This window comes from Burkholderia sp. MSHR3999 (assembly GCF_000833595.1).
In the GTDB taxonomy this organism is placed as follows: Bacteria; Pseudomonadota; Gammaproteobacteria; order Burkholderiales; family Burkholderiaceae; genus Burkholderia; species Burkholderia ubonensis.
In genome coordinates this window covers 146,418-163,870 of record NZ_JRFO01000001.1, presented here as the reverse complement: position 1 = coordinate 163,870, position 17,453 = coordinate 146,418, and the positions used below count along the sequence as shown (strand labels likewise).

The window sequence follows — 17,453 nt, the reverse complement described above, 5'->3', positions numbered from 1 at the left end:
CGTCCCGAACCTTCGCCCTTACTCCGGCTTCACGCCGAGCAGCTCCCGCAAATGCGACATCGCCCCGTCATCCTTCACCACGCTCTCGAGCCACTTGTGCAGCGGCATGTCGGCCCACTCGGCCGCCTTGTCCGCGAGATACGCGACCGGGCTGTGCGGCTCGGTCTGCCGGAAATAGCGGGCGACCGCGCGCAGCTGGTCGACCGCCTGCGCACGATTCTGGATGCCGGCGATCATCTGCGGCGCCGGACGCAAAACGGGCTGCTGCTGCACGAGGGTCTCCTCCGTGTAATGCGGGGCGCCGAAACTCGGCTCGATGCGCTCCTGCGCCGCCGGCGGCGCCGCTTGCGACTGCGCCTGCTGCTGCGCGCCCGTATAGCCCTGCTCGCGCGCGAAGCGCTCGGTGAGCCGGTACACGGTCTCGAACGCGTCGCGCGCCTGGCGGAAGCTCGGCGCCGCATCGCCTGCGCGCGCGTCGAGCGTCTCCTCGAACGCGTCGAGCGCAAATTCGAACGCCTTCAGGTTCCCGAGCAGCGCGGAATAGAACGCGAGCGACGTCACGCGCCGCGACGCGTCGATCTGCTCGACCGACGGCTTGCCGCGCGCGATGTCGTTCGCGTGCTCCGGGTCACGCTTCACCGCCTGCGCGACGTGCTGCGCGACTTCCCAGTCGAGCGTGCTGAACGCGTTCGACGCGCCGTCGGTCAGCGGCACCGCGCGCAGCAGCTCGGCGGTGCGCCCGGCGAGCCACGCGACGTTGCCGAGCCGGTATTCGGTGTCGTCGCCTTCCGGCAGCGGATGCACGGTGTCCCAGTACTGGCGGCACAGCCCTTCGAGCAGCGAATAGCCGTCGGTGAGGCCCGTGATGCCGTCCTCGAGCGCGAGCGCCTCGGTCAGCCACACGGCCAGCCGCAGGTCCTTCGTCTGCGTGCGCAGCAGCTCGCTCGAGCGCGTGACGACGAAGCTCCAGTCGGCTTCCTTGATCTCGGTCACCCATTCGCCCTGGTCCAGCGACGGGTCGTCGAAGCGCCGCGCCTCCTGGATCGCGTCGAAATCGTTCGAGAACAGCAGGTCGTCGCCGCACGGCGACGCGTCGCTGATCGGCGTCAGCAAGTCGGAAAGATTGATCGGCATGGTTCAGTGAATCCGTTGATGCATGAGGTTTCGCGCGCGGCGCTCATCCGACCGCTCATTCGACCGTGTATTCGAACGCGCCCGCGTCGTCCGCGCGCACCGCGATGCGCGCGATGGCCGCGCCGTCGGCGATCCGGCCCAGCACGTGGCCGGCGATCTCCGGCAGCAGCGTGCCGTTCAGGATGTGGTCGACGTTGCGGGCGCCCGAATCGACCTCGGTGCAGCGCGCGAGCACCGCGTCGACCAGCGACTCGTCCCACTCGAACACGGCCTTGTGGTTCGCGTCGATCCGGCGGCGGATGCGGTCGAGCTTCAGTTCGATGATCTCGGCGAGCACGTCATCGGAGATCGGGTAGTACGGCACGACCTTCATGCGGCCGAGGAACGCGGGCTTGAACGTCTTGTACAGCTGCGGGCGCAGCGCCTCGGCGAGCGCGTCCGGATCGGGCAGCTCCTCGGCTGGCTTGTTCAGGCAGGCCTGCATCACGGCCGACGAGCCGACGTTCGACGTCAGGATGATCAGCGTGTTGCGGAAGTCGATCTCGCGGCCTTCCGCGTCGTCCATCGCGCCCTTGTCGAACACCTGGAAGAACATCTCGAGCACGTCCGGGTGCGCCTTCTCGACCTCGTCGAGCAGCACGACCGAGTACGGATTGCGCCGCACCGCCTCGGTGAGCACGCCGCCCTCGCCGTAGCCGACGTAGCCCGGCGGCGAGCCCTTCAGGCCCGACACGCTGTGCGCCTCCTGGTACTCGCTCATGTTGATCGTGACCATCTTGCGCTCGCCGCCGTACAGGATGTCGGCCAGCGCGAGCGCCGTTTCGGTCTTGCCGACGCCCGACGGCCCGACGAACATGAACACGCCGCGCGGCTTGTTCGGGTCCTCGAGGCTCGCCGACGCGGTGCGCACGCGCTGCGCGATCGCCTCCAGCGCGTGGTCCTGGCCGATCACGCGCGCGGCGAGGAGCGGCTGCAGGTTCAGCACCGTGCCGATCTCGTCCTTCACCATCCGGCCGAGCGGGATGCCCGTCCACGATGCGACGATCTCGGCCACCACGTGACCGTCGACCTGCAGCGGCACCATCGGCTCGCCGCCCTGCAGCGCATGCAGCGCGGCGACGCGCTCGGCGAGCTTGTCGCGGGTGGCCTGCACGTCGACCGGCTCGCCGTCCTCCGACGGGCCGCGCGCGCGGTCGAGCGCCGCGCGCAACTCGGTGATCTCGGCGACGATCGCGCGCTCGCCTTCGTAACGGGCTTCGTCCGCCGCGAGCTGTTCGAGCGCCGCGTCGCGCGCGCCGCGCAGCTCGCCGAGCCGCTCGTCGTGCGCGGCGCCGCTCGCCGCCTCGCGCTCGAGCGACGCGATCTCCGCGTCGATCCGCTCGATGCGCTTCCTGGTGTCGTCGATCGCGGCCGGCGTCGCGCTCTGCGCGAGCGCGACCTTCGCGCACGCGGTGTCGAGCACGCTGATCGCCTTGTCCGGCAGCTGGCGGCCGCTGATGTAGCGGTGCGACAGGCGCACGGCCTCGGTGATCGCGTCGTCGAGGATCCGCACGTTGAAGTGCTTCTCCATCAGCCCGGACATCCCGCGCAGCATCGCGGCCGCGAGCGGCTCGCTCGGCTCCTCGACCTTCACGACCTGGAAGCGCCGCGCGAGCGCCGCGTCCTTCTCGAAATACTTCTTGTATTCGCTCCACGTCGTCGCGGCGATCGTGCGCAGCTCGCCGCGCGCGAGCGCCGGCTTCAGCAGGTTCGCCGCGTCGTTCTGGCCGGCCTGGCCGCCCGCACCGATGATCGTGTGCGCCTCGTCGATGAACAGAATGATCGGATGCGCGCTCTTCTTCACCTCGTCGATCACGCTCTTCAGCCGGTTCTCGAACTCGCCCTTCACGCTCGCGCCGGCCTGCAGCAGGCCCATGTCGAGCACGTGCAGCGCGACGCCGCGCAACGGCGGCGGCACGTCGTCGGCCGCGATGCGCAGCGCGAGCCCCTCGACCACGGCCGTTTTGCCGACACCCGCCTCGCCCGTCATGATCGGGTTGTTCTGGCGGCGCCGCATCAGGATGTCGATCGCCTGGCGGATCTCCGCCTCGCGGCCGATCACCGGATCGATCTTGCCGTCGCGCGCGCGCTGCGTGAGGTTGGTCGTGTAGGTGTCGAGCGCGGGCGTCTTCGACGGGCCGCCCGCGGGCGCCGCGTCGAGCGCCGGCGCGTCGCCACCGTCGCCGTCGCCCGCTTCCGCCTGCCGCGGCTCGGCTTCGCTCGACCCGGCGGTGATTTCGTCGAACTTGTGCTTCAGGTCCGTCACGCGGATCTCGGCGAACTGCGCGGACATCCGCTGCGCGAATTGCGCGAGGTCCGGCGCGGTCAGCAGCGCGAGCAGCAGATGCCCCGAGCGGATGCGGCCGAGCTGCGAATCGAGCGACGCGATCAGCCACGCCTGCTCGAACAGCGCGATCAGGTGCACGGAGAACACCGGCGTGCGCGTGTTGCCGGTCTTCAGGCGCGTCAGCTCGCGTTCGAGGTCCGCGCGCAGCGCGTGCGGATCGATGCGGCTCGCGCGCAGCGCCAGCGGCAGGTCGCCGCTCGCCTCGTCGAGCAGCGCGAGGAACAGGTGCTCCAGATCGACCTCGTAGTGGCCGCGCGCGAGGCACGCGCTCGCCGCGTGCTGCGCCGCCTGCCGGCACAGCGGATTCAGTTTCGTGATCAGGGTCTTCAGGGGCGTGCTCATGGCGTCGATCTCAGGTTCGTTTGCGTCGCGTGTTGTTGTGTTCGGGTATTTCAGTGGATCACGTGCAGCTCGTAGCGCGCATCCGCGCGGTCGTGCAACGCGTCGCGGGTGCAGAGGAAGGCGTCCCAGCCGAGCCGCGCGCCCGCGCCGAGCCGGCTCGGGCCGACCTCGGTGCGCTTCAGCACGAGCGACACCTCATATTCGAGCGTGACGCCCGCGAGCAGCGTCAGCATCCGTTCGAGGCCGACCGCCCGCGGGCCGCCGGGCAGGAACGCCTCGTAGTCGCGCTTCGCCAGCGGGCCGACCACGATCCGCGCGCGCATGTCGCGCTGCCACACGCGCTCGCCGACGAGCGCGGTCCCGCCGAGCACCGCGTTGACCTCGCCGAGCACGCTCAGCTGGTCGGCCGGCACGTCGTACCACTTGCCGACGAACTGGTCGATCTTCACCGGCACGCGGAAGTAGTCGGACAGCGTGCGCTGCAGGTACGCGGCCGACATCGGCCGGTGCCGCGCGGCCAGCGCGTAGCCGGCCACCGCCTCGTCGAGCACGCCGCCCGCGCCCGCCTGCAGGCTGTCGCGCACCTCGTCGCTCGTCACGCCCGCGATCGAGAGCAAGAGCGGCAGGTAGCGCTCGTCGCGGTCGAGCTCGTAATGGAACGGCAGCCGGTATTTCTTCCACGCGGCGTAGAACAGCGCGGTCGCGCGGTTCGAGAACACGTCGAAGAACGCGCGCGCCGCGTGGTCGCGCTTCAGGTACTCGCGCGCGCCGATTTGCTCCGTGTAGTACAGCGGCAGCGCGCCCTGCCCGCCGAGCAGCCCGAAGAACGCGGGCGTCAGCTCGACGCGGCCGAGCTCGCCGGCCGCGAGCGCCGCGTCGCGCGCATCGTCGGCGTCGAGCGGCGCGCCGTCGTCGTCGAACGACCGCACGCGCTCGATCTCGCTCGCCGGAAAGCCGAGCGACAGCGTGTTGCGGAACGCGATGCGCTGCGCGACGACGTCGCCGTGCCGCCACGCGCCGGGCGCATCGGTCGCCTGCCGCGCGAACAGCCCTTCGAGCACGCGCACCGCCTGGAAGAACTCGAAGCGGTGCGGCTCGTCGAGCAGCGCGCGGACTACGCCAGGATCGATTCGCCGGTCCGGGGCTTGCATCGGATGATCTCCTCGCCGGTGCGCTTCGACACGACGACTAGTTGAACGAAACTGTTGAGGTGGACGTACAGCCCGAAGAAGCTGTCGAGCACGCGCACGAACGACGCGAGGCTCGAGCCGACGAAATGCTCCTCGTCGACCGTCACGCGGATCTCGATGCCGCGCACGAAGGTCGCGAACGGCTTGCCGGGCAGCCATTGCACGGCGCCGCGCTGCTCGATGCCCGCCAGCCCGTCGATCTGCCGCATCGACACCGCGGTGCGCCGCAGGTCGTACAGCGTCAGCATTTCCTTCAGCGGCGCGAGGCCGTGATCGACGAGCGACACGTGGTTGAGCGCCAGATGCGACACGAGCCGCCAGTGCGCGGAGCGGCCGCGCTCGAAGCGCACGCTCGGTGTCGGGCGGCGCAGCATCGCGATGCTGCTCGTCTGCGCGCCGCCTTCCTGGAACAGGTCGCCGCCCTCGAGCCCGAACGCCAGCATCGCCGGCAGGTCGCGGTTCGTGCAGGTCAGGTCGAGGCTCAGCGTGTCGGTCTGCGGCGACGTCGGCTCGAAATCGATGTCGACGATCGAGATCTCGGTCTCGTAGCCGGGGCTTCTCTGCGCGACCCAGTCGTTGCGGCGCGCGAACCAGTAATGGCCGACCCGCGCCGATTCGCCGTGGTGCAGCGAATAGAACGGCCGGAACTCGATCACCGATTCCTCGTGCGCCTGCTGGCGCACGAGCTTCACCGAGTCGATCGAATACACCTCGTACGCGAACGCGCGGCGCGCCTCGGCGATCACCGGATACGACACCGCGCGGTGCGTGATGCGGATCGGCTCGCCGTGCTGGCGGAACAGGTTGACGATCGGCGTGCAGAACAGCCGGAAATGGTTCGCGCTCAGCAGTTCGAGCAGGCGCGCGACGTGCGAATCGCCGCGCACGTCCTGCAGCACGAGATGCAGCGTCGAGCGCTGGCAGCGGCCGGACGCGCGCGCAATCGCGGCGAGGTCGAAATCGACGAAGTCGAACTTGTCTGGGAACGCGAAATACTCGGTCAGCAGCCGGTACGCCGGATGCGATTTCGCCGGGTAGTCGATCAGCGCGTCGCCCTCGTCGAAGCCCGCCTGCGCGATCGGCAGCTTGCGCAGCGCGGTCCAGCGGCCGTTGCGCTCCGGCTCGACGTACGCGGCGAGCACGTTGACGAACAGGCAATCGGTGAGCGCCGCGACGAACGACTGCTCGCCGTGCAGGTGCGCGCGCAGCGTCGGCAGCTTCAGCGCGCCGAGGTCGAGCTGCGCCGCGAGCGATTCGAACGTGATCGAGATCACGCCGGTCGCGTTGGGCGGCAGCACCGTCGCGCTCGGCGCGAGCGCGACCGGCGTGTAGCGCGCCTCGGAAATGCGGATCGGCGCGAGCGTCACGTCGTAGGCGGTGCGGAACCGGCACTGCACGCCGCGGATCGGGCGGCTCTTCAGCTCGGTGCCGCGCTCGACGACGACCGGCTCGGTCTGCTGGCCCGGCGCGCCGAGCGCGAACTGCGTGATCGAGCACGACGGGAACGGCCGCAGGTAGTGCGGATACAGCACTTCCAGCAGCGCTTCGGTGAATTCGGGGTAGTCGTCGTCGAGCTTCTTGTTGATCCGCGCGCCGAGCAGCGCGAACGACTCGATCATCCGCTCGACGTGCGGATCCTCACAATGCTCGCCGGAGAGCGCGAGACGCGCCGCGATCTTCGGGTAGCGTTCGGCGAAATCGCGCGAATAGCGCCGCAAAAACGATAATTCGCGCTCGTAATACGGCAGCAATTCTTCCATCGACGACCCCGAACCTCTTTCATTGCGTGCCGCGCCGGACGGTCCGGCCCGCGCGGCGGCGTAAGTTACTGCGCTTTCGCGGCGCGCGCGCGTGTGACCGAATACTGGAGCGTCGACGGCTGCAGCATCGCATCGAAATTGACCGGCTCTTCGGCCGGATGCACGACGAGCAGCGCCTGGATCGCGAAATAGAGCGCGTTGGTCGACTGCTCGTTGAGCTCGAACGTCACCTGCACCTGCTGCAGCCGCGGCTCATGGCGCGCGATCGCCTGCTGGATCGACTTGCAGATGTAGGTGCGGTCGTAGTGGCTCGCGAGGCTCAGGCCCGCGAAATCGTTCAGCCCGTAGGTCAGCACCGACTTCTGGCATTCCGGCAGCGTCGCCAGCTCGTGATCGGTGTGCGCGATACGGGTATTGAGGATCGCCTCGACATCGCGGGCGACCGTGTTCTTCAGCTCTTCCAGCGACAATTGCCGCATCGCCGCGGAAGCCGGCAGGTGCGGTTCATCGTCGAACAGCTTGTCGAGAAAGCTCGGTTCGAATCGTTTCATCAGGCCGGCATACGCTGCGAAAAACGGCAACGGGACGCGACGCCCCGTTGCCGCAACCGACGTTAGACCGCGTAGGTCTTGTCGTTCTTCGTCAGGCTCCAGGCGCCCTGCGTGTTGCCGCCCTGGTTGCCGCCGATCTTCTGCTGCGTCTGCTTCCACTGCACGGCAGCGTACTTCAGCGAGAAGGTCTCGTGCGGCAGGCCTTCCTTCTGCACGCTCGGCGTGACGCTCGAGATGATCACGTACTTCAGCTTGACCTCGAGGTACTTGACGCGCTGGCCTTCGCCGTCCGAACGCATGAAGTCGATCGTGACTTCATCGAACGTCGTGCCGCCCGACGCGTGCTGGTACAGCAGCGGGCTCGACGAATCGATTTCCTTCGTGAACACCATGTCGCCGTGCTCGCAACGCTCCGACGTATGGCCGCCGGCCGTCGACGCCGTCGCCGAACGCGGCTGGATGATGGAATGGTCCCACGATTTCAGTTCAATCCAGGCATCGTGGTCTTTGTCCGCAGACTCGCCCTTGATGGCCGGATTACCGAACTTCAGATACATGTCTAACATGGCCTTCGACTCCCCAAAGAGGTGGTTTTAACGTCCTACCCAGGCGGCCCGCCCGGGCGATTCTTCGCTTATGAATTTGCCGGTTTGGGCAGATCAGCGACAAGCCGCAGAGAAATCGAGAGTTCGTCGAGCTGAAAGTGCGGGCGCAGGAACGCGACCGAACGATACGAGCCCGGCTTGCCCGGAATCTCTGACACTTGTACGGATGCCTCGCGCAGCGGAAATTGCGCCTTCTGTTCCTGCGTCGCGTTGTCGTCGAGCAGGACGTATTGCGAAATCCACCGGTTGAGGAACGTCTCGACGTTCTGTGCCGATGCGAAGCTGCCGATCTTGTCCCGCATCATCGCCTTCAGGTAGTGCGCGACGCGCGATACCGAGAAGATGTATTGAAGCTGGGCGGACAGGACGGCGTTCGCGTTGGCGCTGTCGGTGCTGTATTTCTTCGGTTTCTGCACCGATTGCGCGGCAAAGAACGCGGCGTAGTCGGAATTCTTGCAATGGACGAGCGGGATGAAGCCGAGGTCGCTCAGCTCCTTCTCGCGTCGGTCGGTGATCGCGATCTCGGTCGGGCACTTCAGCGCGACCTCGCCGTCGTCGGTCTTGAACGTGTGGGTCGGCAGGTCCTGGACGAGGCCGCCGCCTTCGACGCCGCGGATCGCCGCGCACCAGCCGAAGTCGTCGAACGCCGCCGTCAGGCGCGCGGCGAATGCCCATGCCGCGTTGCACCACAGGTACTTGTCGTGGTCGGTGCCGTCGACGTCCTCGACGAAGTTGAAGCTTTCGGCGATCTGGCCGTCCTTCGGATTGAACGGCAGGCGGCCGAGGAAGCGCGGCAGCGTCAGGCCGACGTAGCGCGAATCCTCGGAATCGCGGAACGACTTCCACTTCGTGTATTCGACCGTGTCGAACACCTTGCCGAGATCGCGCGGCCGGCCGAGGTCGGAGAACGTCTCGAGGCCGAGCAGCTCCGGCGCCGCCGACGCGATGAACGGCGCGTGCGCGGCGGCCGCGACGTGCGACATCTGCTCGATGAAGTACATGTCTTCCGGCTGGCGGGAGATCTCGTAGTCGCCGATCAGCGCGCCGAACGGCGAGCCGCCGAACGTGCCGAATTCCTCTTCGTAGACCTTCTTGAACAGCGCGCTCTGGTCGAACTCGCTCGCGCTCTTGAAGTCGCGCACGAGCTCGCGCTTCGGCGCGTGCAGCGCCTTGATCTTGATCGTCTGGCCCGTGTTGCTTTCCTTGACCAGGTAGTCGAGGCCGCGCCACGTGCCTTCGAGGCGCTGGAATTCCGGCGCGTGCATCACGGCCGAAAGCTGCGCGGAGATCAAGCTGTCGAGCTCCGCGACGCGCGCGTCGATCGTCGCCGACAGGTTGTCCGACACGATCACCGTGCCGTCGAGCACCTGGTGCACGAGTTCGCCGATCAGGTCCTTCGCGCGTGCATGCTCGGAATCGGATTTCGCGACCTTGCTCTTCTCGACGATCTCGTCGAGCAGCGAAGTCCCGGCGGCGTATTCCGCGCCGCTCGTCTGGGCCGCAGCCGTTTGCTGGTTCATCTCAACACCCCGTCGTCATTCGCCGTCTTTGTCGCCGTCTTTGCCGCCCTCGGCGCCCTTCGCGAGCTCCTGCAGCTGCTGCGTGTTCTGCAGCACCTCGGAGAGCAGGTCCTCGAGCTTGTCGTTGCCGGCGAGCTTGTTGCGCAGGTCGGCGAGCTTCGAGCGCGCCTCGAGCAGGCGGCGCAGCGGCTCGACCTGCTGGACCACGTCATCCGGGCTGAAATCCGACAGCGCGCGGAACTTCAGGTCGACAGCGAACTTGCCGCCGCCTTCGCTCAGGCGGTTTTCCACCTGGAACACGGCGCGCGGCTCGATCGCCTTCATCACGTCGTCGAAGTTGTCACGGTCGATATTGACGAACTTGCGGTCGCGCAGCTTCGGCTGCTCGATTTCCGACTGGCCCGCCAGATCGCCGACCACCCCGACGACGAACGGCAGTTCCTTCACCTCGATCGCGTCGCCCTTCTCGACCTCGTAGGTCAGTTGGACACGCGGCGGCCGTATTTTCTGCAGGCGCTTCTGAATGCTCTCGTTCTTGGCCATCGACGGCTCCCAGGTTCAGTTTGTCATGTAGTTGTCGTGCCGATCAGCGCAGCGCGCTGAACGGGTCCGCCCCGCCACTCTTCTGCGGCGGGGTGGCGGGCGCGGCCGCGTTCGCGGCCGGCGCCGCGGCTTCGGCGGCCGGCGCGGCCGCCCCCTTCGCCCGGTGAACCGTGCGGCGCGTCTGCCGCACCTTCCCGCTGCGCTGCTCCGGCGGGAACAGCGAGGATTCGCCGAGCGTGTCGCGCAGCTGCTTCGCGAGCTGCTGCGCATCCGATTTCGCGTCGCCTGCGAGCGACGAATCCTGGCGCAGCTCGCCGAGCGATTGCGTCGCGATCCGCAGGCCGGCGACCGCCAGCACGCTCTTCGCCTGGCGATCGGTCTTGTCGCGCTCCAGCGCTTCCTGCGCGGCGACGATCGCCTGGCCGTAATGATTCTGCGCGAACTGGATCTGCGCGATGCGCGACCACGGCTCCTCGCGCGTCGGGTCCGCCTTCGCCAGCGCCTGGTACAGGCCCAGCGCGCGGTCCTGGTCGCCCGACTTCGCCACCGCATCCGCGTCGGCCAGCGATTTGTTGAACACCTCGGCGCTCGGCGGCGTGGGCGTGCTTGCACAGCCGGCGATCACGCCGCAAGCCACCACGACCCCAGAAAGTTTTGCGAAGAGACGGTCTTTCATCGTTATATCCACCGGCGCGTGAGTTTTAAATCGTTGAGAATCTGGTTCTTTTGCTTTGCGAGAAGCGCGCGGGTATAGTACCGATCAATTTTTCATAATTCAATCGCCGCGTGCAGAGTAACTCGTTTTAAAACCGCGCGTACCACCTCGCATGACGCCGCGCGTCAGAGTGGGAAGCGTTCGCGCGGATCGGGCGCGCAAGTTTTACTCGTCCCGCGGCACGCGACCCGGAATACGGAAAAAATTGCCGGGCAACTGCCGCGACGGATGCGCGCCTTGGTTAATAGCTGAACGATGAAATTCCGCCATTCCGATGGATGCGGCAATAGCCGGTAGTTTTGACAGGGAGTAGAGGCGGCAAGCCGGAAACAACGATGAAATCGCTCATGATTCGCTACGCGCTGCCGCTGGCCGCCTGCGCGCTTCTGGCCGGATGTGCGGCCGCCCCGCTCATCGGCTCGGCCGCGAGCGCCGTGATGCAGGCCGCCGGCGTCGGCAAGCCCGACCTGCCCGATTCGCAGAAGCCGCCGCGCAACGTCGGCATTACGCTCGCCGCGGCCTCGAACCTGAACGCCGCGAACGACAACAAGCCGCTCGCGCTCGTCGTGCGCCTCTATGCGCTGAAGGACCCGACCTCGTTCCAGCAGGCGCCGTTCGACAGTTTTACCGATCCGAACAAGGAAAAGGCCGCATTGGGCGCCGACCTGCTGAACGTGCGTGAAATCACGCTGATTCCGGGCCAGCGCTATACGGCGACCGAAAAGGTGTCGCGCGAAGCGCAGGCGTTCGGCATCGTCGCGCTGTTCCGCGACCCGGCGCTGCAGCGCTGGAAATTGACATTCGATCCGGCGAAGTCGGAGAAATCCGGCATAATCATCGGCCTGCATAATTGCGCGATGACCGTCACCGGCGGTGCCGTCATCGCGCCGCAACAAGGCGCGCCTTCGCAACCGCTCAATTTGCTTTCGTCGGTCCGCTGCGGTTAAGCATGACGCATGAATGTCAATTAACAAGAGTTAACAAATTGGCGATTTAATTCGGGCGCGACCAATCGATTACTTCGCATCACGACATTAACCGGGTTTGACATGAGTTATTCGGCCAAGGTGCTATGGGGAGAGGGGCTGTTCCTCCGGCCTCAACACTTCCAGCGACAGGATGCGTACCATGAGGCGCGCCTGTTCGAATCCATCCAGGCGATCCAGCCGTACAACTGGGGCGTGCGCACGGTGCGCTTCGACCGCGACGCGCTCGGCAGCAACGTGCTGCGCCTCGCCGAGCTGTCGCTCGTGTTCCCGGACGGCGCGCTGTACGCCGCGCCGCAGGCAGACGACCTGCCGCCGCCGGTCGCGCTCGACACGCTGCCGGAGGGCATCAACGAGTTCGTGTTCTACCTCGCGCTGCACCCGCTGCGCGAGAACGGCGCGAACTACAACGACGATCCGGCGGCCGGCTTCACGACGCGCTTCGTCAGCGAACAGACGAGCGTCGCCGACAACTTCACCGACGCGGCCGAGGCCGACGTCACGTTCCTGAAGACGCAGGTCAAGCTGATCGCGCACAGCGAGCCGCGCGACCAGCTGCTGTCGGTGCCGCTCGTGCGCGTGCGCCGCACCGCGACGTCCGGCTTCGAGATCGACGACAGCTTCGTGCCGCCGTGTCTCGCGATCGAGGCGTCGCCGATCCTGCACCAGCGGCTGCGCCAGCTGATCGACGCGCTGCAGGCGAAGGTGAACGCGCTGTACGGCTTTCACCGCGAGCCGTCGAAGAACATCATCGAATTCCGCTCGGGCGACATCGCGTCGTTCTGGCTGCTGCACACCGCGAACGCCGCGTTCGCGACGCTCGCGCACCTGCACCAGCATGCCGCGCTGCATCCGGAGCGGCTGTTCCAGGAGCTGCTGCGCCTCGCCGGCCAGTTGATGACGTTCTCGAAGGGCTACACGCTCGCCGACCTGCCCGCGTATCGCCACGACGATCCGGGCCCGGGCTTCGCGCGTCTCGACCTGATCCTGCGCGAGCTGCTCGATACCGTGATCTCGACGCGCTACTTCGCGATCACGCTCGACGAGGTGCGCCCGTCGTTCCATCTCGGCCGGCTCGATTCCGGCAAGATCGACGAGAAGACCGCGTTCTACCTCGCGGTGTCCGCGGACCTGCCGAGCGTCGAGCTCGTCGATGCCGTGCCGGCCCGCTTCAAGGTCGGCGCGCCCGACGACGTCGACAAGCTCGTGCTGTCGGCGATGCCCGGCGTGCGGCTGTCGTATACGCCGCAAGTGCCGCCCGCGATTCCGGTGCGCCCGGGCGCGTGCTACTTCGCGCTCGATTCGCGCGGCGCGCTGTACGAGCGCATGCTGCAGGCCCAGTCCGCGATGATCTATGCGCCGACTGGCATCAATGACCTGAAGTTCGAACTGATCGCGGTCACATCATGAGCTACGCGCCTTCCCTGTTCGGCGACAACGCGCCGACTCCCATCGCCCCGGCATCGACCGATTCCGCGTTCCAGGCGCGCTCGCTGCTCGACCTGCTGTACGACGGCTTCTACATGCTGTTCCTGCTCAAGAACGGCCGCGAGCCGGAGAGCGCGAGCGAGTTCAGCACGCGCATCCAGGAATTCCTCGCCGACTACGAGCGCGGCGCGAAGAAGCTGAACATCTCGGCCGAGGACGTGTACAGCGCGAAGTTCGCGTTCTGCGCGGCAGTAGACGAGACGGTGCTGTCGTCGCAGTACAAGATCCGCCCGGACTGGGAGCGCCGGCCGCTGCAGCTCGCGCTGTTCGGCGAGCAGCTCGCGGGCGAGAAGTTCTTCCAGCATCTCGAGGATTGCCGCGCGAAGGGCGCGGCGCGGCTGCAGTCGCTCGAGGTGTTCCACATGTGCCTGCTGCTCGGCTTCCAGGGCAAGTACCTGCTCGAAGGGCCGGAAAAGCTCGCATACCTGACCGCGCGCATCGGCGACGAGATCGCGCACATGAAGGGCAAGCGCGCGCCGTTCGCGCCGCACTGGGCGCTGCCGGACCAGATCGCGCACCGGCTGAAGCGCGAAGTGCCGGTGTGGGCGATCGGCGCGGTGTTCGGGCTCGTCGCGCTGCTCGCGTATCTCGGGCTCAACACGTACCTGAAGGACAAGACGCTGCAGGCGCTTGCGCCGTATTCGCAGGTCATCAAGGTCGGGCCGGAATCGGCGAATTTGACGATTTCGTTGCCGTAAGGGGCTAGGGTCTGTTTACATACGGAACGCACATGCGAATGCCCGAAATCGCTCGTAGGGCAAGGAGCAAGGAGCGCCGTTTGGCCGAGCCAAACAAGCGACGCGCGACGCCGCCATACGGGCGATTTCGGGCATTCCCGTGGAATGAAATTTAAGTTTGGGGTTGCCACGAGAACGGCCGCTCGCCGCGTTGCGCTCCTTGCGAATACGTCCAGTATTCGCCGCGTCGCGCGCCTCGCGAGCGGCCGTTCTCGTGGCAACGCATGTGCGTTCCGTATGTAAACAGACCCTAACGGCGCGGCGTGGACGGGGCTGCTCCCCGCAGGGTGCTTCGTGCGCCGCTTATTCGTATTGCCGCGCTTCCTGCGCGATCCGTTCGAGCAAGTCCAGCGGCTGCATCGGCAGCCCGGCTTGCCCGGGGACAGGAAACACCGCGCAGAGGCGGCCGTCGCGCGCCATCCCCGGCAGCCAGCGCGACAGGAAATCCGCCAGTGCAATCGGCCTCGGCCGACAGGCCGACCATGCCGCGTCCGCGCACACGGCAGCGAACGCCGGCTCCGGCCAGAACGGGATCACGATCGCACCGCCCTGCCGCGCCGTCGCCCATCCTGCGTCGAACAGCCCCCACACCGCTGCGAAGTCCGCGATTTTGCGGACGAAGTAGTCGCAGCGCGCGGGCGCGTCGAGCTTCAACACGTTGTCGAGCTTGTGCCGATGCATGGTCGTTGTCGCCGCGTCATTCCGGCGACGGGCCGGCGTCCAGATCGAGGAAATCGTCGTAGCGGCCGAAATGGTTCAGACACCTTACGATGTCCTCGATCGACGCATCGGGCTTCTGCCTGTATGCGAGATCGACGACGTCCTGAAAGTGTTCGCCCGAATAGAGGAACACGTAGCCGAGCGCGCTCACCGGCTCCGGATAGATCGCGCGATCGTCGTCATCGACCTGGACCGTATCGCCGACGTAGATCGTCTGTGCGACGCGGAAGTCGTCGCCATCGGTGTCTTCGCCATAGACGTCGTACAGGCATGTCGGGTCATAGCCCTCGGCGCGATCCGCCTTGGCCCGCACGAGCGCGATGAAATCGTCGATCGTGCAGGTTCTGTTCTTGAAGTCGACAGATGGCATGCGTTTCAGCAGGTGTGCGGCGCGGTCGCGTTCGCAGGCGAGCGCGTCGTCGCCATCGTCGCCGCCTGCCGCGCCGAGCGCGCGCTCGAGAAGCGGTCGTGCCGCGGTGTAGCGGGACGTGTCGCACAACAGATCGCCGAGACACACCAGCGCCTGCACGAGCGCCACGCGGTCGCCTTCACGCTCCGCCGCATCGACGGCCATGCGCAACGCGCCCTCGCCGCGCTCAGCCGCGCCACGATCGAGCAGCATCAGCGCTTTTCGAAAGATTTGCCTCGCATTCAAGCCGGTTCTCCGTCGCACATTGGCGTCATCGCTCGATCCACCCATCTTCGTCATTTCTTCTGTTCGTGCGCAACTTGCCCGACGCGGAACGCGCGAGCCGCTATCCGGCAACCCGATCGCGTATTGCGAGAAAGGCCGCGAAATCCTCGGCCACGTGAACCGTTTCGCCGGTCTCGTGCGACCAGCGGACGACGACGGGTTCTCCCGTCACGCCAAGCCGCCGATAGTCGAAGCAGTAGTAGTCGCCGGTTCCGAACTCGGCAAACGGCAACAGGCCGGACAAGTCGACCGGCGTTTCGGCGAGCGTATCCCGCCACGCCCGCCAGTCTTCGTTGACGTGCCGCACGATCGAGTCCCACGTCTTGCGCGGATTGCGGGCATCGAAGACCGGGAACACAACCAGCGCGCCCAGCGATCTGCCGTTGTTCAGCAACAGCCACGCTACAAAAGACTTCGGCAGCGTCCGCCCGAGTTCCGCCTCGGCGGCCTCGATTGCAGTCGTCGACGTTCCGATTGCGTGTGTTCTCACTGTCGCACTCCGTTCAGAAGATGAACCCGATGCCGACTCGAATTAATCACTCGCATCGGGAACTCACCTCATCGGCGCATGGTTGCGCCGGCGTCCGGCCGCGCCATCGCGGCGTCAGTTCAACCGCAACGGAATCGTGGCAAGGGTCGCACATTCACTCATCCGGTCGCGGTCGAGCCCGCCATGCTGCAGACAGGCATCTTCGTACGCAACCCGATCTCCATCGCAACTCGCAGCCAAAAAGCCGTCGATCGTCGCGAAATCGGCATCCGGCGGGATATCGACCGCAATCAGCGACACGCGCTGCGTCACTGCGCACCGCGCGCCCATCCGCTCCAGCGCCGCGATGATCGCCGCGCGCTCGCCGGGCGGCTCGGCGAAGACACGCAACGTCGAATGCCCGGCACGCGCAACGACCGATAACGCCCGATGCTCGCCGTCGACGACGCTCGCCGCGACCGTATCACCTTTGCTGACGCCATAGACGTAGTACGGAACGTTATCGATCACGTGCGCACCGCGATGCGTTTCGATCCCCCACATCGATTCGAATGCGACAGGCGGATAGCCGTCGGCGTCGATCTTCAACTCGAAGACGATCTTGGTCAACGTTTGGTCCATGAGGCTTCTAGTCGTCGACCATCTCCATGAAGACCGCCGCTTCCGCATCCGGCAGCACTTCGCCGATCCGCGCGCGAAGATCGGCAGGAAACGCCGACCGGATCGCATACGTGTCGTCGAGGATGTCGTTCGCATATTGCCCGATTCGCAACGCACACCAGATACGCAACGCGGTCGCGAACTGCGCCGGCGATCCTGCCACTTGCGCCGGCGTCCACGCGCCCGCACCGTGGCGCGCGAAAAGCACCCTGCATCCGTCATCACAACGCACGCCGACGACGGGATCGCTGCCGATCTGACCGAGCACGATCCAGTCATCCTGCCAGCCCCCCAAAACGGCGGCCAGCTGCGTCGACGCGATAGCCGACCTGCCCGGCCGCGAGGCTCGCGTCGTTTCCGTACAGAACGAGATCGTCGGCGGACCACGGGATCACGAGATCGGCACCGCCGAGCGCGGCCAGCCACGCGATGATGACGTCGTCCTCACAAGGCGCCGGCGCGACTGTCGCACCGGTCACGCCCGGCAAGGCGGCCGCAGCGCCGCCGCTGAGCAGGCTGCGAATCTCGCCGACCGTCCGGTTCAGATCCTGATCCTGCATCGTGTTCCCGTATCGGAAGGGCATGGATGCGCAGTCAGGACGCCGGCCTCAAAGCAGAATGAACGCATCGTTCTCGACGTAGTACACGAATGCGTCGAACAATTGCAGGATGCCTGGATCGTCCACCTGCTCGTGCGCGTTGATCACGACGCTCTCGATCGTCGCGCTGTCGAGCGTGATGCGCCAGCCCGGTTGCTTCGCGATGTCGGGCACCGTGTCCTCGTCCGGGTCCGTCGTGTCGGGCGCGAACGCGCCGACCGTGTCCAGCGTCCACGGCGTCGGGGGCAGGTAGAGCCAGCCGGAGAAGTCGCCGGGCTGTTCCAGAATACGTTTCAGCGAGACTTCGGTCGCCGGTGAAGTCGAGGTCAGCAT

General features: G+C 66.6%; 19 protein-coding genes. 3 read left to right on the top strand and 16 right to left on the bottom strand.

The annotated features are described in order from the left end of the window. Positions 1–18 precede the first annotated feature (18 nt). The 9 genes from tssA to KY49_RS00785 form a co-directional block, all read right to left on the bottom strand. Entirely contained in the window at positions 19–1,134 is a 1,116-nt protein-coding gene (tssA, locus tag KY49_RS00825) for a type VI secretion system protein TssA (protein WP_042582992.1), read from the bottom strand. Positions 1,135–1,189: 55 nt separating this feature from the next. After that, positions 1,190–3,862: a type VI secretion system ATPase TssH gene (gene tssH / locus KY49_RS00820; protein WP_042582991.1), complete on the bottom strand. Its 2,673-nt coding sequence runs from the start codon at positions 3,860–3,862 to the stop codon at positions 1,190–1,192. 50 nt (positions 3,863–3,912) lie between these two features. Then, entirely contained in the window at positions 3,913–5,013 is a 1,101-nt protein-coding gene (gene tssG / locus KY49_RS00815; protein WP_042582990.1) for a type VI secretion system baseplate subunit TssG, read from the bottom strand. Then, a complete protein-coding gene (gene tssF, locus KY49_RS00810) occupies positions 4,977–6,812 on the bottom strand; it encodes a type VI secretion system baseplate subunit TssF (RefSeq protein ID WP_042582989.1) in 1,836 nt (611 codons plus the stop codon). Before tssF ends, tssG begins: the two co-directional genes overlap by 37 nt. Positions 6,813–6,877: 65 nt before the next feature. After that, positions 6,878–7,363 carry a type VI secretion system baseplate subunit TssE gene (gene tssE, locus KY49_RS00805; RefSeq protein WP_042582988.1) on the bottom strand — a complete coding sequence of 162 codons (486 nt, stop codon included), beginning with the start codon at positions 7,361–7,363 and terminating at the stop codon, positions 6,878–6,880. 62 nt (positions 7,364–7,425) lie between these two features. Then, entirely contained in the window at positions 7,426–7,929 is a 504-nt protein-coding gene (locus KY49_RS00800) for an Hcp family type VI secretion system effector (protein ID WP_010096526.1), read from the bottom strand. Between the two features lie 68 nt (positions 7,930–7,997). Next, on the bottom strand, positions 7,998–9,488 hold the full coding sequence (gene tssC, locus KY49_RS00795; RefSeq protein WP_042582987.1) for a type VI secretion system contractile sheath large subunit: 1,491 nt from the start codon (positions 9,486–9,488) through the stop codon (positions 7,998–8,000). 15 nt (positions 9,489–9,503) lie between these two features. Next, on the bottom strand, positions 9,504–10,031 hold the full coding sequence (gene tssB / locus KY49_RS00790) for a type VI secretion system contractile sheath small subunit (RefSeq protein ID WP_042582986.1): 528 nt from the start codon (positions 10,029–10,031) through the stop codon (positions 9,504–9,506). Positions 10,032–10,074: 43 nt separating this feature from the next. After that, positions 10,075–10,707: a tetratricopeptide repeat protein gene (locus KY49_RS00785; RefSeq protein WP_042582985.1), complete on the bottom strand. Its 633-nt coding sequence runs from the start codon at positions 10,705–10,707 to the stop codon at positions 10,075–10,077. 386 nt (positions 10,708–11,093) lie between these two features. Between KY49_RS00785 and tssJ the strand changes: the two genes are divergently transcribed. From tssJ to KY49_RS00770, 3 genes are all read left to right on the top strand, one after another. After that, complete coding sequence (gene tssJ, locus KY49_RS00780; protein ID WP_029227080.1) at positions 11,094–11,693, top strand: type VI secretion system lipoprotein TssJ; 600 nt, start codon at positions 11,094–11,096, stop codon at positions 11,691–11,693. Between the two features lie 102 nt (positions 11,694–11,795). Next, positions 11,796–13,142 carry a type VI secretion system baseplate subunit TssK gene (gene tssK, locus KY49_RS00775; protein WP_042582984.1) on the top strand — a complete coding sequence of 449 codons (1,347 nt, stop codon included), beginning with the start codon at positions 11,796–11,798 and terminating at the stop codon, positions 13,140–13,142. After that, on the top strand, positions 13,139–13,918 hold the full coding sequence (locus KY49_RS00770) for a DotU family type IV/VI secretion system protein (protein ID WP_042582983.1): 780 nt from the start codon (positions 13,139–13,141) through the stop codon (positions 13,916–13,918). The genes tssK and KY49_RS00770 overlap by 4 nt, the downstream gene beginning before the upstream one ends. A gap of 342 nt (positions 13,919–14,260) precedes the next feature. Here the strand turns inward: KY49_RS00770 and KY49_RS00765 are convergent, their stop codons facing one another. The 7 genes from KY49_RS00765 to KY49_RS00735 all read right to left on the bottom strand — a co-directional run bounded on the left by KY49_RS00765 (position 14,261) and on the right by KY49_RS00735 (position 17,453). Further along, positions 14,261–14,638, bottom strand: coding sequence for a DUF2750 domain-containing protein (locus tag KY49_RS00765; RefSeq protein WP_042582982.1), 378 nt, complete (start codon positions 14,636–14,638; stop codon positions 14,261–14,263). 16 nt (positions 14,639–14,654) lie between these two features. Continuing rightward, a complete protein-coding gene (locus KY49_RS38385; RefSeq protein WP_231636327.1) occupies positions 14,655–15,443 on the bottom strand; it encodes a DUF7716 domain-containing protein in 789 nt (262 codons plus the stop codon). After that, positions 15,433–15,861 carry an SMI1/KNR4 family protein gene (locus tag KY49_RS00755; protein WP_197083546.1) on the bottom strand — a complete coding sequence of 143 codons (429 nt, stop codon included), beginning with the start codon at positions 15,859–15,861 and terminating at the stop codon, positions 15,433–15,435. The genes KY49_RS38385 and KY49_RS00755 overlap by 11 nt, the downstream gene beginning before the upstream one ends. 114 nt (positions 15,862–15,975) lie before the next feature. Next, the gene (locus KY49_RS00750; RefSeq protein ID WP_197083545.1) at positions 15,976–16,470 is read right to left on the bottom strand and encodes a DUF4265 domain-containing protein; all 495 of its coding nucleotides are present in this window, start codon (positions 16,468–16,470) and stop codon (positions 15,976–15,978) included. A gap of 19 nt (positions 16,471–16,489) precedes the next feature. Next, entirely contained in the window at positions 16,490–16,789 is a 300-nt protein-coding gene (locus KY49_RS00745) for a hypothetical protein (protein ID WP_156162410.1), read from the bottom strand. A 7-nt stretch (positions 16,790–16,796) separates the two neighbouring features. After that, a complete protein-coding gene (locus KY49_RS00740) occupies positions 16,797–17,081 on the bottom strand; it encodes a hypothetical protein (RefSeq protein WP_042582979.1) in 285 nt (94 codons plus the stop codon). Between the two features lie 48 nt (positions 17,082–17,129). Further along, entirely contained in the window at positions 17,130–17,453 is a 324-nt protein-coding gene (locus KY49_RS00735; RefSeq protein ID WP_042582978.1) for a DUF7716 domain-containing protein, read from the bottom strand.

Excerpts from the sequence above, each read along its gene's own strand:
- KY49_RS00740 (WP_042582979.1), bottom strand. The coding sequence starts at position 17,081 with ATGCAGGATCAGGATCTGAACCGGACGGTCGGCGAGATTCGCAGCCTG.
- tssA (WP_042582992.1), bottom strand. The coding sequence starts at position 1,134 with ATGCCGATCAATCTTTCCGACTTGCTGACGCCGATCAGCGACGCGTCG.
- tssC (WP_042582987.1), bottom strand. The coding sequence starts at position 9,488 with ATGAACCAGCAAACGGCTGCGGCCCAGACGAGCGGCGCGGAATACGCC.
- tssH (WP_042582991.1), bottom strand. The coding sequence starts at position 3,862 with ATGAGCACGCCCCTGAAGACCCTGATCACGAAACTGAATCCGCTGTGC.
- KY49_RS00735 (WP_042582978.1), bottom strand. The coding sequence starts at position 17,453 with ATGCTGACCTCGACTTCACCGGCGACCGAAGTCTCGCTGAAACGTATT.
- KY49_RS00800 (WP_010096526.1), bottom strand. The coding sequence starts at position 7,929 with ATGTTAGACATGTATCTGAAGTTCGGTAATCCGGCCATCAAGGGCGAG.
- tssF (WP_042582989.1), bottom strand. The coding sequence starts at position 6,812 with ATGGAAGAATTGCTGCCGTATTACGAGCGCGAATTATCGTTTTTGCGG.
- tssJ (WP_029227080.1), top strand. The coding sequence starts at position 11,094 with ATGATTCGCTACGCGCTGCCGCTGGCCGCCTGCGCGCTTCTGGCCGGA.
- tssB (WP_042582986.1), bottom strand. The coding sequence starts at position 10,031 with ATGGCCAAGAACGAGAGCATTCAGAAGCGCCTGCAGAAAATACGGCCG.
- tssE (WP_042582988.1), bottom strand. The coding sequence starts at position 7,363 with ATGAAACGATTCGAACCGAGCTTTCTCGACAAGCTGTTCGACGATGAA.
- KY49_RS00770 (WP_042582983.1), top strand. The coding sequence starts at position 13,139 with ATGAGCTACGCGCCTTCCCTGTTCGGCGACAACGCGCCGACTCCCATC.
- tssG (WP_042582990.1), bottom strand. The coding sequence starts at position 5,013 with ATGCAAGCCCCGGACCGGCGAATCGATCCTGGCGTAGTCCGCGCGCTG.
- KY49_RS00765 (WP_042582982.1), bottom strand. The coding sequence starts at position 14,638 with ATGCATCGGCACAAGCTCGACAACGTGTTGAAGCTCGACGCGCCCGCG.
- KY49_RS00785 (WP_042582985.1), bottom strand. The coding sequence starts at position 10,707 with ATGAAAGACCGTCTCTTCGCAAAACTTTCTGGGGTCGTGGTGGCTTGC.
- tssK (WP_042582984.1), top strand. The coding sequence starts at position 11,796 with ATGAGTTATTCGGCCAAGGTGCTATGGGGAGAGGGGCTGTTCCTCCGG.